This is a genomic window from Tepidibacillus sp. LV47 (assembly GCF_048381575.1).
In the GTDB taxonomy this organism is placed as follows: domain Bacteria; phylum Bacillota; class Bacilli; order Tepidibacillales; family Tepidibacillaceae; genus Tepidibacillus.
The window spans coordinates 393697-405933 of record NZ_JBLWIF010000001.1; the positions used below are offsets into that span (position 1 = coordinate 393697).

At 37.6% G+C, this 12237-nt stretch carries 16 protein-coding genes, 5 tRNA genes and 1 pseudogene; 5 read left to right on the top strand and 17 right to left on the bottom strand.

Translation table 11 applies throughout. The features are described from left to right. Positions 1-25: 25 nt before the first annotated feature. Complete coding sequence (gene putP / locus ACMW72_RS01960; protein ID WP_418367152.1) at positions 26-1474, top strand: sodium/proline symporter PutP; 1449 nt, start codon at positions 26-28, stop codon at positions 1472-1474. Positions 1475-1533: 59 nt separating this feature from the next. On the opposite strand, the pseudogene ACMW72_RS01965 reads toward putP, so the two are convergent. Further along, positions 1534-1684 (bottom strand): annotated as a pseudogene (locus ACMW72_RS01965) (SAM-dependent methyltransferase); the annotation flags it as partial. Between the two features lie 68 nt (positions 1685-1752). On the opposite strand from ACMW72_RS01965, the gene ACMW72_RS01970 reads away from it, so the two are divergent. Continuing rightward, the gene (locus tag ACMW72_RS01970; RefSeq protein WP_418367389.1) at positions 1753-2103 is read left to right on the top strand and encodes a hypothetical protein; all 351 of its coding nucleotides are present in this window, start codon (positions 1753-1755) and stop codon (positions 2101-2103) included. Positions 2104-2157: 54 nt separating this feature from the next. Here the strand turns inward: ACMW72_RS01970 and ACMW72_RS01975 are convergent. The 5 genes from ACMW72_RS01975 to ACMW72_RS01995 all read right to left on the bottom strand — a co-directional run bounded on the left by ACMW72_RS01975 (position 2158) and on the right by ACMW72_RS01995 (position 2596). Further along, positions 2158-2233, bottom strand: a tRNA-Val gene (locus ACMW72_RS01975). A gap of 20 nt (positions 2234-2253) precedes the next feature. After that, positions 2254-2343, bottom strand: a tRNA-Leu gene (locus ACMW72_RS01980). Between the two features lie 12 nt (positions 2344-2355). Continuing rightward, positions 2356-2431, bottom strand: a tRNA-Ile gene (locus ACMW72_RS01985). A gap of 4 nt (positions 2432-2435) precedes the next feature. Then, positions 2436-2512 (bottom strand) — tRNA-Asp (locus ACMW72_RS01990). Positions 2513-2520: 8 nt separating this feature from the next. Next, a tRNA-Met gene (locus tag ACMW72_RS01995) sits at positions 2521-2596 on the bottom strand. A gap of 214 nt (positions 2597-2810) precedes the next feature. Here ACMW72_RS01995 and ACMW72_RS02000 point away from each other — a divergent pair. Further along, the gene (locus ACMW72_RS02000) at positions 2811-3242 is read left to right on the top strand and encodes a hypothetical protein (protein WP_418367153.1); all 432 of its coding nucleotides are present in this window, start codon (positions 2811-2813) and stop codon (positions 3240-3242) included. Positions 3243-3412: 170 nt separating this feature from the next. Here ACMW72_RS02000 and ACMW72_RS02005 read toward each other — a convergent pair whose 3' ends face one another. From ACMW72_RS02005 to ACMW72_RS02015, 3 genes are read right to left on the bottom strand one after another with little or no spacing between them, the layout of a single operon-like run. Then, a complete protein-coding gene (locus ACMW72_RS02005; RefSeq protein ID WP_418367154.1) occupies positions 3413-3790 on the bottom strand; it encodes a hypothetical protein in 378 nt (125 codons plus the stop codon). 57 nt (positions 3791-3847) lie between these two features. Further along, positions 3848-4387 (bottom strand): RNA 2',3'-cyclic phosphodiesterase, encoded by a 540-nt coding sequence (gene thpR, locus ACMW72_RS02010; protein ID WP_418367155.1) that lies wholly within the window; start codon positions 4385-4387, stop codon positions 3848-3850. A 51-nt stretch (positions 4388-4438) separates the two neighbouring features. Next, a complete protein-coding gene (locus tag ACMW72_RS02015; RefSeq protein WP_418367156.1) occupies positions 4439-4975 on the bottom strand; it encodes a phosphatidylglycerophosphatase A in 537 nt (178 codons plus the stop codon). A 373-nt stretch (positions 4976-5348) separates the two neighbouring features. On the opposite strand from ACMW72_RS02015, the gene ACMW72_RS02020 reads away from it, so the two are divergent. After that, positions 5349-5858 carry a 2'-5' RNA ligase family protein gene (locus ACMW72_RS02020; RefSeq protein WP_418367157.1) on the top strand — a complete coding sequence of 170 codons (510 nt, stop codon included), beginning with the start codon at positions 5349-5351 and terminating at the stop codon, positions 5856-5858. Between the two features lie 91 nt (positions 5859-5949). On the opposite strand, the gene ACMW72_RS02025 is transcribed toward ACMW72_RS02020, so the two are convergent. Then, a complete protein-coding gene (locus tag ACMW72_RS02025) occupies positions 5950-6792 on the bottom strand; it encodes a PHP domain-containing protein (protein ID WP_418367158.1) in 843 nt (280 codons plus the stop codon). A gap of 108 nt (positions 6793-6900) precedes the next feature. Between ACMW72_RS02025 and ACMW72_RS02030 the strand changes: the two genes are divergently transcribed. Further along, positions 6901-7233: a hypothetical protein gene (locus tag ACMW72_RS02030; protein ID WP_418367159.1), complete on the top strand. Its 333-nt coding sequence runs from the start codon at positions 6901-6903 to the stop codon at positions 7231-7233. Between the two features lie 5 nt (positions 7234-7238). On the opposite strand, the gene ACMW72_RS02035 is transcribed toward ACMW72_RS02030, so the two are convergent. The 7 genes from ACMW72_RS02035 to ACMW72_RS02065 are packed head-to-tail and all read right to left on the bottom strand — an operon-like array spanning position 7239 to position 12231. Then, positions 7239-7862, bottom strand: coding sequence for a PilZ domain-containing protein (locus ACMW72_RS02035; RefSeq protein WP_418367160.1), 624 nt, complete (start codon positions 7860-7862; stop codon positions 7239-7241). A 60-nt stretch (positions 7863-7922) separates the two neighbouring features. Next, positions 7923-8423 (bottom strand): molybdopterin adenylyltransferase, encoded by a 501-nt coding sequence (mog, locus tag ACMW72_RS02040; RefSeq protein WP_418367161.1) that lies wholly within the window; start codon positions 8421-8423, stop codon positions 7923-7925. 1 nt (position 8424) lies between these two features. Then, a complete protein-coding gene (gene moaC, locus ACMW72_RS02045) occupies positions 8425-8907 on the bottom strand; it encodes a cyclic pyranopterin monophosphate synthase MoaC (protein ID WP_418367162.1) in 483 nt (160 codons plus the stop codon). A 1-nt stretch (position 8908) separates the two neighbouring features. Continuing rightward, positions 8909-9910, bottom strand: a complete 1002-nt coding sequence (moaA, locus tag ACMW72_RS02050) for a GTP 3',8-cyclase MoaA (RefSeq protein WP_418367163.1) — start codon at positions 9908-9910, stop codon at positions 8909-8911. A gap of 57 nt (positions 9911-9967) precedes the next feature. After that, entirely contained in the window at positions 9968-10672 is a 705-nt protein-coding gene (locus ACMW72_RS02055) for an ATP-binding cassette domain-containing protein (RefSeq protein WP_418367164.1), read from the bottom strand. Further along, positions 10669-11373 (bottom strand): ABC transporter permease, encoded by a 705-nt coding sequence (locus ACMW72_RS02060; protein ID WP_418367165.1) that lies wholly within the window; start codon positions 11371-11373, stop codon positions 10669-10671. Before ACMW72_RS02060 ends, ACMW72_RS02055 begins: the two co-directional genes overlap by 4 nt. A gap of 15 nt (positions 11374-11388) precedes the next feature. Next, positions 11389-12231, bottom strand: coding sequence for a substrate-binding domain-containing protein (locus ACMW72_RS02065; RefSeq protein WP_418367166.1), 843 nt, complete (start codon positions 12229-12231; stop codon positions 11389-11391). Positions 12232-12237: the final 6 nt, after the last annotated feature.

Below are 12237 nucleotides of genomic sequence, written 5' to 3' on the forward strand. Positions count from 1 at the left end.
TACTCATGAAAAAGGGGGTAAATGAATGGTTATTTTTTCGGTAATCGTATACATGGTACTCATGCTTTATATTGGGTATTATGCCTATAAACGGACGGCAGATTTATCTGATTACATGCTTGGTGGACGAACATTAGGACCAGCTGTTACTGCACTTAGTGCAGGGGCTTCTGACATGAGCGGTTGGCTGATGATGGGATTACCAGGGGCTATGTTTGCAAGCGGAGTTAGTGCATCTTGGATTGTAATCGGTCTAACTCTTGGAGCTTGGGCAAACTGGCTGTATGTAGCACCCCGTTTAAGAGCTTTTACAGAGATGAATAATTCGATTACCATTCCTGGATATTTGGAAAAACGTTTTGAAGATCATGCGAAAATTTTACGTTTCGTTTCAGGCCTAGTTATTATGTTGTTTTTCACTTTTTACGTATCCGCTGGAATGGTATCTGGGGGCGTATTATTCCATAGTATCTTCGGTATTGATTACCATACTGGCTTGTGGATTATTGCTATTGTAGTCATGGCTTATACTTTATTTGGTGGATTCCTTGCAGTGAGTTGGACTGATTTCGTTCAAGGACTAATTATGATTACTGCATTAATTATGGTTCCTGTTGTAACGATTTATCATACAGGAAGTATTAACGATACGTTTCGTATTATTCATTCAATCGATCCTTCCTTATTAGATATTTTTAAAGGAACGAGCTTTGTTGGCATCATCTCCCTTTTCGCTTGGGGATTAGGATATTTTGGCCAACCACATATTATTGTTCGTTTTATGGCGATTACATCTGTTAAAGAAATTAAAAAAGCCCGTCGAATTGGCATGGGGTGGATGATTTTTTCTACAGTAGGAGCAATGTTTACCGGTCTTGTTGGTATTGCTTATTTCCACATTCATGGGCTTAAATTAGACGATCCTGAAACGGTATTTATTAAATTAGGACAACTCTTATTTCACCCATTTCTTACTGGTTTCTTAATTTCTGCGATTCTCGCAGCGATTATGAGTACAATCTCTTCCCAGCTTCTTGTCACTTCCAGTTCTTTAACGGAAGACTTATATAAATCGTTTTTTCGACGCAACGCTTCAGATAAGGAGCTTGTTTTCTTAGGTCGCTTTTTCGTTTTCCTTGTCGCCATTATTGCCTTAGCTTTAGCATGGACGAAAAACAATACAATTCTTAATCTTGTTGGTTATGCTTGGGCTGGTTTTGGTGCTTCATTTGGCCCAGTCATCTTACTCAGCCTATATTGGAAGCGGATGACCAAATGGGGGGCTTTAGCGGGGATGGTTATTGGAGCCCTTACCGTTGTTATTTGGCCAAAACTTCCCGTGGTGAATCAGCTTTATGAAATGATTCCAGGATTTGCGTTAAGCTTGCTTGCAATAACAATTGTAAGTTTATTAACCTCAAAACCATCTACTCAAATCGAAAAACAACTTGAATCGATTCGTCAAACAATATAATAAACGAAAATTAGGCAGGTAGAGCAATATCTGCCTTTGCTTTATTTCTTAATTCATCTTCTGATAAAAAAGAAAAAATATTCTTTCGTTAACGGATTCCGCTTACCGAAAGAAGGCATGTTCGTTCGTAAATCGTACACCCATACTTCTTTTGTTGCCGACGTCGGTTTTCCCGCGAGTGAAGAATAAGATGGTTTTCACCCGTTGTGCAGTCCCACACTGATTGAGTAACGGATAAGTAAAAAGTATAATAAAAGTATCAAATGGATGTTTGGGAAATGAGGGGAAACAAAATGGATAATTTAAAGAATTTATTACGGGAAGTGCTGAAAGAAGAATTACAACCAATTCATGAGCGAATTAATCAGTTACATGAACAAAATAGTCAGTTACAGGAGCAAATTAATCAGTTAAAATATGAGACAAATCAACAGTTTGAAAATATCAAGACCGAATTAAAAGAAATCATGGCTACTGTTCAACGTATTGAACAAAATCAACCAGAAGATATTATGGCTATGTTGCAAACAATTAACAATAAATTAGACCAACGAGATGCGGAGCTTCAAGTGCTTAACAGACGTGTATTTAAACTTGAGTCTGATGTAGAAAGAATGGCACGTCTATAATAAAAGGCGCGGTCTCTAAGTTAAGAGAAACCGCGCCATTATTGGCTTTATGTATGGTGACCCCGACTGGGCTCGAACCAGCGACCCCCACCCTGTCAAGATGGTGCTCTCCCAGCTGAGCTACGGAGTCACATCTAGTATTCGTATAAATGGTGCCGAGGACCGGACTTGAACCGGTACGGTAGTCAACCCACCGCAGGATTTTAAGTCCTGTGCGTCTGCCAATTCCGCCACCCCGGCATGACAATTAAATGGTGGGCCCAACAGGACTCGAACCTGTGACCAATCGGTTATGAGCCGACCGCTCTACCAACTGAGCTATAGGCCCTTAATGGCGGAGCTGACGGGATTCGAACCCGCGATCTCCTGCGTGACAGGCAGGCATGTTAGGCCTCTACACCACAGCTCCCTATTCATTGGTTGCGGGGGCAGGATTTGAACCTGCGACCTTCGGGTTATGAGCCCGACGAGCTACCAGCTGCTCCACCCCGCGGTGTTTAAAAACGACGACAAATTATATTATATATAATTTCAAACACTTTTGCAATTTTTTTTCACAATTTATATTTTAGATATTCGTATCATCTAATCGACAAGTGATATTGTACATAGAGAAGAAACATTTGTCAATAATGAATTCTTCTTGATTTTATCATACTAATATTGTCAGTGCTCTGACAGATCACTTGGTTAAGGGGGTTTATTCTTTGCCAAAAACAATGAAAGATAAGCAAATTGCTCACCAATCTCCAAAAGCAAATCAAATCAAGCAACAACTTACAGAGCAAATCAATGCATCACAAACTGCTTCTTTGCAACAAGCAAAAAACCAACAACAATCCGCTAATCCTCAACTCATTCAATATTTTAATCCACCAGCGAATGTGATGCAAAATATGGCAACACAATCACAACAAATCAACCAACTCTTTACGCAACAAACGGTTCAACAAAAACTTCAAGAATTACAACAATTAACCAATCAATTACAGCTTGAAATTGGTAAAATGAATACAGAATATAATCAGTTGAGCAATGCAAACATGAATCAAACTCAGATTCAACAAACATTACAACAAAAAGCAAAAGCCCTTCAACAATTTACAAATGAAATTTCTCAAAAATTAATAAACCTGTAACCTTAACCAGCACATTAAAAGCTGTGGATCCTACTTCCACAGCTTTTATTAACAATTATAAACGTATAGCGTATTTCCCCATTTCGTTATCTAAAAATTCTCTATTTCCTTGGTACCGATATCCGTTTCGTTATCAATCTTCATTGATCCTTGTTGTCCATTTACTAGGCTTACTCATCGTAATAAGTTCGTGGATAGTAGTTATTTCCACCTTTTGCATCAGGTTTACCAGGAACAATAACTTTATAGTAATTGTTATCGGTTTGAAAATCAGCTTCTTCTGGTGTCGATTTTTGAACAATATTCGTATTAAAATTAATCATATGTAACGCAAGAATATCTGCAGCCTTGTTAAATGCCTCTATGGTATCAAAAATAAAAAAATCTTTGTGCTCATGGTTAATAAACTTATCATAAACATTGGTTTCTCCCTGAACAGTCCAGTATGCAGATTCAATGATATTGGATATGGCATGATCTCCAAGAGATAAGTCGATGGTTCTGCCATCTGGTTGATCATACACTGGTTGAATCATATAATAGTGCATGATGATCACTCCTTTGCTATCATTTTTGACAGGAGTGGCCACTTTTTATTCCTTATTTTAAAAATATGTTTTTATAATACGATTGTACTTAACACCATCCTTTGTAAATATTGATTGATAAAGTTCTAATGCATTTACTGTCCAAGGAGTAGTCTTTAATATAATCTCTTCCGTTTTAGATGAGGGTTGAATTATTACTTTTCTTGCAAGTGTTAAATGAGGCGTAAAAATAGGTTTTGCATCAAAGTTAATTTTTAGAGGTCGAATTGCCTTTATTAATTGTTGATATAATTGATGTAGCGGCTGTAAATCCCCTTGAACTCCCGCCCATAAAATATTAGGTTTTGCCATTGACGGAAAAGCACCAATCCCCTCAACCCATAATTGAAACGGCACCATTTTCTTCACCGCTTCTTTCATTGCCTGTTCAATTAGGGGAATTTTTCCTTCTTCGACCTCTCCTAAAAATAAAGTTGTGATATGCCAATTTTCTATTGGAACAAATCGCCCTTTATATCTATTTTTTAAAGAAGGCAAAATGCTGCCAACTTGATCCTTTATCGAGTGCTCCATGTTAATCGCAATAAATAATCGCATCATATCCTCCTCCGCTTAAAAAGAAAACTTGGCTCATTTTTGCCAAGCATGTTAACCAACGTTTTTCTGATTTTCCAAAAGATCAACTTCTTCCATATCTCTTAAACGATGGGCAAGACGACCAGATGCTGATGCTGCAATTCCAGCAACAAGGTCATCTAAAAAAGTATGTATACCTTTCCCCGTTTTGGTATCTAGTTTTTTAATAATTCCCATTTTTTGTTTATCTAAATGACCAAATGTAGTAACGGCAATACTGCCATAACCAAAAACCGAACCCAAAGCTAATGTTTCGTCGATACCAAATAAACCTTCATCTGATTCAATTAATGATTGCAATGGTTCTTGTAATAAATGTTTTTCTGCCAATCGATCCAACTCAATTCCAACTAATAAAGCATGTTGAACTTCTCTTTTTTCCAAGACCTTATAAACGCTTTCAACACACAGGTCTAGAGTAAGCTCCGAATTATATGGTGCCTGCATTTCATAAACAATCTTCGCAATATCTTCGATCGTTACTCCCCGCTCTTGCAACCATTGTAATGCTGCTGATTTTACTTCTTTACTTGGTACTTTTCTTTTCAAAAAAACACCCCCTTGTTTTCATCTTAACATGTTTTATCAACACAGAACATAGGGAATTTATCGATCATTTTCCATGCTTTATAATGGAAAATTCTCTACTTACTCGTTTTCTAAACTGTGATTAATCCGTTGAATAAGGTAAGCAGTTCCATAACTAAGCCCTACGAGAAACATCACAGGCAAGATAAAAAATAGAAAAATAAGCAAATGATTTCCCTCCATGACAAAAGGTATTGCTTATTATTAGCTTATAGAAAAATAATTATTTATATGCACTGCGAATGTTTCGCAATTCTTATTTTTTTGATAATATATTCTTATATCGTTAATAAGAAAGGTACACTTTCTTTTTATATAAAAGGGGGGCTTGATAATGAAATATAGTATTGTGATCTATCCACCAAGAGAAGTACAGGATCGAGCGAATGCTTTGCGAAAGCGTTATGATTCCCATTACACACTGATTCCTCCTCATATCAAACTCGTTGATGCATTTGAATGGGAAAATGTTTTAGAACTAACTGAACGCATAGAAAAGGTAGCACAAACGATTCCTCCTTTTACATTAAGGATAAATAAAGTTGGAACATTTCTTCCGATCTCTCCTGTCGTTTATTTTGGTTTTGAGAAAAATGAAGTAATCTATGACTTTCATGAAAAATTAATTCATCAAGTTCTTAATCAGGAACCTAAATTTAAATTTACTCCCCATATAACAATTGCTCAAGATCTTCCTGAACAAGAATTACACGACATACTTGGTCGTTTAAAAATGAAAGAATATGATATGAAATTTCCTGTTGATCGAGTGCATCTTTGTTATCAACTGGAAAATGAATCTTGGAATGTTCATCAAACCTTTTTATTAAAAGGAACAAAGTAAATATATTAGTCACAAATCAAAAAGAATTAGATGATGCTTTTTCCATCAGAGATATTGAACATATAGCCATGGAGAAAAAAGTGGAGGCCAACTAAAGCGTCGCTTTCATTTTTTCAACAATATCATAGGAAACGGTCTTAGTACCAATTGGCGCATGAAACATTATGCCTCCTCTAGAACCATGAAAATCAGACCCAGCAGTAGCTAGGATACCATATTGGTCTGCCATTTGTTGATATTTTTTCTCATCTTCTTCACTGTGATCTGGATGATAGACTTCAATGCCTTTGATTCCGTAGCGGATTAAACGTACGACCATTTCGTCGTTATCATATATACCAGGGTGTGCTAATATGGGAACTCCCCCTGCTTCTTTGATAATATCGACCCCTTCTTCTGGAGATATACGAATGGGATTAACGTATGCTTGACCATTTTTCCCAAGATATAAATCAAAAGCCTCTTCCATCGTCTGAACGATACCTTTATCAATTAATACTTCGGCGATATGGGGACGTCCTACATTGGCATCTTCTCGTCTAATTTTAGCCAAAACCTCTTCCATTTTAATATCAATGCCAAGTTCATTTAGTTTTTCAATCATCATCGCGTTTCGACGATCTCTGAATTTTTCTAATTCCTTAAGTTGTTTTAAAAACCTTTGATCTTTATATTGGATAAAATATCCCAACACATGGACGTCCTGACCTTGTTCAACAGTACTAATTTCAATACCTGGAATTGCCTCAATTCCCATTATATTCGCCATCTGAATCGCTTCATCGATACCTGCCACCGAATCATGATCGGTGATTCCAAGAGCAATCAAACCAGCCTCTTTTGCTAATTTTATATTTTCTGAAGGAGGATTCAGACCGTCAGAGACTGTACTATGGGTATGTAAATCTGCTCTTAACTGTTCCAGCTTTACCACTTCCTTTTTGTGAACATTTCATAAAAAACACGAATGTTGCCAAGTTCCCCTACATAGAAGTCATATAGGAACAAAATTTAACAAAACTGAATTTAAGGGGGATAAAGTGTGCATATTCATGTAAAATCGCTTCCCAAAATTATCAAACCTTCTTCAATCGTTGATAGGGTTTTTAAGTCTCAAGGTTTTCGCCGAAAGGGAAAGAAGGATTCACCTTATTATCAGTTGCGAATAGAAGATGTATCCACGAAAACCCAATATGAAGTGCAAATTCCCATTAAAGAGATTCATCAGCATCAACAAGAGCCTTTTTATAAATGCCAAGAGTTTCAAATTAAAATGATCTCCCCAAGAAGAAAGAATCAACAAATCCCCGATGCCATTATCTTAGCGGCAAAAGAAAAAGTTCAGGAAGCCTTCTCTTACCTGTTAGTTAAATAATCCAATTAGCCTTCTCCATATTCTCGATTCATGATCCGTTTTAATTGTGCTTGAATGGTATAGTTGCGAATGACTTGATAACTAGGGGAACTTCGATCGTAAAACTTCCCTCCATAATAGAACCTTCGGCTAATTGTAGGGTACTTACTTTGAACGATTTCCATTTCTAGATACACCTTTTGATCCAATAGTTGAAAATAAATTTGTGCCAATGATCCTTCACGAAGATAATTGCTACTAGAAAAACCGATTCCACCTTCACTGATATCATGAATATGTACAATGTAAGGTTTCACTAGTTCGACTAAAGGTTTTTTGCCTGAAAAAGAAACCGCAGAAATTTTTCCTTTAATATCAATTGGGAAGCGAAGACTTTCTCTTGTGATCATCCAACGTTCACGTATCTCTGGCGGGGCTGTCAGGATAATATGATGGTTATCCTTCCCAACTGCTGTCGTTTGGAAGGAATGAGAGCTTTGATATTCAATAATTTGGCAACGTAAAGGTTGCCCAAGTTGAATTTTCTCTACGAATGGGGTTTCAACAACGATAAAATGCCCTTCAGCATATTTTACGATTCCTTCAGTTTTAAAAGATTTTCCTTCACAAATAATACGGCTTCCCAGCAAAATCTCTTTCCTCCAAACCAGATATTATGACCACCCTGAAATTAGGATGCCTCAAACTATTTACTTAAAATTCTTGGGATGTTCACCCATTTTCCCTTGTAAAATATCAAGGGCATGAGGGATGACTTGAATAATCGCCTCAAGATTCTCACGAACTCCTTTGGGGCTTCCAGGCAGATTCACAATGAGACAATTTCCCCTTGAGCCAACAACGGCACGGGAAAGCATCGCATGAGGAGTTTTTTGTCTTGATACTCTTCTCATTTCTTCTGCCATACCCGGAATCTCTTTATCGATCACGGCAAGTGTGGCTTCAGGTGTAACATCTCGCTTTGCTAGACCCGTGCCTCCCGTCGTTAAGACGAGGTCTAATTGATATTCATCCGCATAGCGTATCAGATATTTTTCAATTAATTTTTGTTCATCAGGGATAATATCATATTGTTTCACTTCACCATTGATTGTCGCTACCATTTCATGAATCACTTTGCCGCTGATATCTTCCCGTTCGCCTCTTGCTCCTTTATCGCTGAGAGTTAGGATTCCAACCTTTATCGTCATACTAATCCTCCATTTTCCTTAAATAATCTCCACTTTTCCCACCAGTCTTGGATACAAGGTAAGTATCTTTTAGTACCATTTCTTTATCCACTGCTTTACACATATCATAGATGGTTAACATCGCCACGCTCACTGCAGTTAAAGCTTCCATCTCTACGCCTGTTACATTGGTCGTCTTAACAGTGGCTTCCACTTGAATGGTATCTTCTCCTTTCTCCTCAAAGAAGATATCTACTCCTGTTAAAGGAATCGGATGGCACATCGGGATGATTTCAGATGTTTTTTTCGCTGCCATAATCCCAGCCACTTGAGCCACAGCAAGAACATCCCCTTTCCCAATTTTCCCTTCGCGAATCAATTGAAGAGTTTGTGGTTTCATCTGAATCGTTCCCCTTGCTACTGCCGTCCGTTTTGTTACTTGTTTTTCACTGACATCGACCATTTTGGCCCGACCTTGTGTATTAAAATGGGTGAGTTCGCTCATCTTAACCTCCTATTTGGGACATTCGTCTTATCGTTGGCATTTTCGTCTGTTTTTCATTATGTAAAACTTTCGCCATCTCATGATTTTCCGGTTTGATATTCAATGCCCGAAAAAAGACTTGTTTTAGTTCTTCTTCATCGTCTAGATATGGTTTAACATTAAGTTCATCTTCCCAATATAGGCATGGCTTGATATTTCCATCCGATGTTAACCGTAGACGGTTACAATTTGTACAGAAATGATCACTTACAGGATGAATAAATCCGATTGATCCTTTGGATCCTTTAACCCTAAAGTTTTCTGAAGGACCATTGCCAAATACCCCTTCTGATTCTTCTAATTCAAAACCAAGTTCTTTTGCCTTTTCTTTGACAAAATTCAATGATAAATAGCCATTTTTCCAAGTCTCATCGGCATGACCGATTGGCATATATTCAATAAAGCGAACTTGAAGGGGTTGATCGATGGTTAATCTCAGAAAATCACCGATCTCATCATCGTTAAAGCCCCTCATCAGTACGGTGTTAATCTTAATCGGTTGAAAGCCAACGCGGAAAGCAGCGTCAATTCCCTCTAAGACTCTTTCTAGTTGGCCACCTCTGGTAATTTCCTTAAATCGCTCAGGACGTAAAGAATCTAAACTGATATTCACACGGGTTAATCCAGCATTTTTGAGAGCTTGTGCTTTTTGCGACAAAAAAATCGCATTCGTTGTTAAGGCTATATCTTCAATTCCTTCAATTTTACTTAACTTTTCAACAAGAATCTCTATGTCTTTTCGGACTAATGGCTCTCCGCCAGTGAGCCGAATTTTTCGTATTCCTAATTTGGCAGCTACTTTCACTACTTTTTCGATGTCCTCATAGGTTAATAATTCACTATGGGGAATGAATTGAACCCCTTCAGGCGGCATGCAATAGACGCAACGAAGGTTACAGCGATCGGTCACCGAGATCCGTAAGTAATCATGTATTCGCCCAAAACGATCAATTAATTGACTCATGATTGTTCTTCCTCTCGCTTTTTCTTCTATTTTACAATAAATTCATGTTAAAAACGATTAAAAAAACGTTTCTCCTGCAATAAACTTTTTGGTCAATTCATTTTTTGGCTGTTCAAATAGCATTTGGGTTTGATTGGCTTCAATCAAGTGGCCACTATGAAAAAATAACGTCTCATCAGCAATCCGTTTGGCTTGAAACATATTATGTGTCACTAAGATGACCGTCATCTTAAGCTGCCTAGAAAACGTTTGAATGATTTGCTCAATTTCATAAACATTTTGCGGATCCATACTTGCAGTTGGTTCATCAAGAATCAAAACTTCTGGCGATGTAATGATCGCTCTAGCAAGGGCGACTTTTGCTGTTTCCCCTCCTGACAGATAAGTTGCTTTTTGCATCGCTAAATGTTCTAATTGAAACTTTTGTAAGATCTCTTTCACCTTTGTTTTGATCTTGTTCTTATTCATATGTCTTACTTTTAATCCATAGGCCACATTTTGATAAACCGTCGTTTGAAACAGATATGGCTTTTGCCAAACGACAGAAATCTTCGGATCTGGCTTTATTAAGCGTTTTCCTAGAAAATAAATCGTCCCATGAGTAGGGGGCAAAAAACCAGAAATAACTTTTAAAAACGTACTCTTCCCTGCGCCATTTGGCCCGATGATTCCATAAATTTTCCCCTTTTTGAAAAAAAAGTTCGTCGGTTTTAAAATCATTTTATTACCAATTTGGACAGAGATATTTTCCACTTCGATCATTTACTTTTCCCTCCTTGCTGCCAAGAGAATAAGAGGGAGTTAATGATAAAGGATACAAATAATAAAATAAGGCCTAATGCGATCGCTAGATCAAAATTTCCTTTCCTCGTTTCAATCACAATCGAAGTGGTAAGAACCCGGGTTTTCCCCTCGATATCACCACCAACGAGCATCACCGCACCCACTTCAGCAATGACGCGACCAAAGGCAGATACCAATGCTGTAATTGCTGGAAAGCGAATCTCTTTCATTAAGGTAGTCAGCGTTTGAAGTCGGGTGGCTCCTAATCCCTTCGCTGTCATGATAACCACCGGAGCCTTTTCCTCTGCCACCACATAGACAAGACCAATCACAATTGGCAAGGATAACATCAGTTGAGCTAAGATCATGGCTGTTGGGGTGTACAAGAGATAAACATATTTGGCGATTGGACCACTTCGAGACAAAAGTAAAAAAAGTATTAATCCTGCAAGAACAGGTGGTAATCCCATAAAAACATAGATCAATCGAATGAATAGATTTTTCCATAAAACGGGACGAAGTGTTCCTAACCATGTCCCGATAGGAACCCCAATTATCCCAGCAATGATAACTGCCGTACTCGATACAAAAAGCGAACGAAAGGTAATCTCAACTAATTCTTTGTCACCGGATAAAATTAAAGTAATCGCTCTTTCCAATCCTTGGAGGTAGACATTCATTCAAGATTCAATCCTTTATTTATCATAGGTGAAAAATAATTGATTGCCATTCACTTTGTAATCTTTAATCAGTTGCTGTCCTTCTTTAGAAAGAATAAAATCAATAAATTTTTGGGCGTCTTTGTAGTTGACACCAGGGTGTTTATCAGGATTTACAGCAATGACACCATAGGGATTTAATAAGTCTTTATCTCCTTCAACAAGAATCTCGAGGTTTAATTTATCTTTCATAAATGAATAGGTGGCACGATCAGTTAAGGTATAGCCTTGTTCCTCACTAGTCATGGTTAATGTGTCACCCATTCCTTTTCCAACCGCTTGATACCAATCTCCCTTCGGCGTAATTCCAAGCTTTTTCCAAATATCTAATTCTTTTTTATTCGTACCTGAATCATCGCCTCTAGAAACAAAAGGTGCTTTTCCTTTTGTCAAAGCTTTAAAGGCATCTACTACAGACTTTCCTTTTATTTGATCAGGGTCGTTTTTAGGTCCAACAATGACAAAGTCATTGTACATGACATCATAACGTTTGATCCCATGTCCTTCTGCAACAAACTTTTCTTCTGCTTTTTTTGCGTGGACAAGGATGACATCAGCGTCTCCTCTAGAAGCGGTTTCAATTGCTTGTCCTGTCCCTTGAGCCAATACTTCCACTTTTACATTGTATTTCTTTTCAAATACAGGTAAAAGATAATCAAGTAATCCAGAATCCTGAGTACTTGTCGTTGTTGCTAACCTTAAAGTTGTTGGTTCTGTTGGTTTCGCATTGGTAGAGTTGGTTTGTCCCCCGCAACCTACGACTAAAAACATCATCGATACTACAAGTAATAGAACGAATACTGAACTTTTCTTTTTCATCAGTTT

What these genes read in the sequence shown, in the direction of transcription:
- mog (WP_418367161.1), bottom strand. Translation starts at nt 8,423, where the DNA reads ATGACGATAAAGGTTGGAATCCTAACTCTCAGCGATAAAGGAGCAAGA.
- ACMW72_RS01970 (WP_418367389.1), top strand. Translation starts at nt 1,753, where the DNA reads ATGAGGGGAAACAAAATGGATAATTTAAAGAATTTATTACGGGAAGTG.
- moaC (WP_418367162.1), bottom strand. Translation starts at nt 8,907, where the DNA reads ATGAGCGAACTCACCCATTTTAATACACAAGGTCGGGCCAAAATGGTC.
- putP (WP_418367152.1), top strand. Translation starts at nt 26, where the DNA reads ATGGTTATTTTTTCGGTAATCGTATACATGGTACTCATGCTTTATATT.
- ACMW72_RS02020 (WP_418367157.1), top strand. Translation starts at nt 5,349, where the DNA reads ATGAAATATAGTATTGTGATCTATCCACCAAGAGAAGTACAGGATCGA.
- thpR (WP_418367155.1), bottom strand. Translation starts at nt 4,387, where the DNA reads ATGCGATTATTTATTGCGATTAACATGGAGCACTCGATAAAGGATCAA.
- ACMW72_RS02055 (WP_418367164.1), bottom strand. Translation starts at nt 10,672, where the DNA reads ATGATCGAAGTGGAAAATATCTCTGTCCAAATTGGTAATAAAATGATT.
- ACMW72_RS02005 (WP_418367154.1), bottom strand. Translation starts at nt 3,790, where the DNA reads ATGCACTATTATATGATTCAACCAGTGTATGATCAACCAGATGGCAGA.
- ACMW72_RS02060 (WP_418367165.1), bottom strand. Translation starts at nt 11,373, where the DNA reads ATGAATGTCTACCTCCAAGGATTGGAAAGAGCGATTACTTTAATTTTA.
- ACMW72_RS02065 (WP_418367166.1), bottom strand. Translation starts at nt 12,231, where the DNA reads ATGAAAAAGAAAAGTTCAGTATTCGTTCTATTACTTGTAGTATCGATG.
- moaA (WP_418367163.1), bottom strand. Translation starts at nt 9,910, where the DNA reads ATGAGTCAATTAATTGATCGTTTTGGGCGAATACATGATTACTTACGG.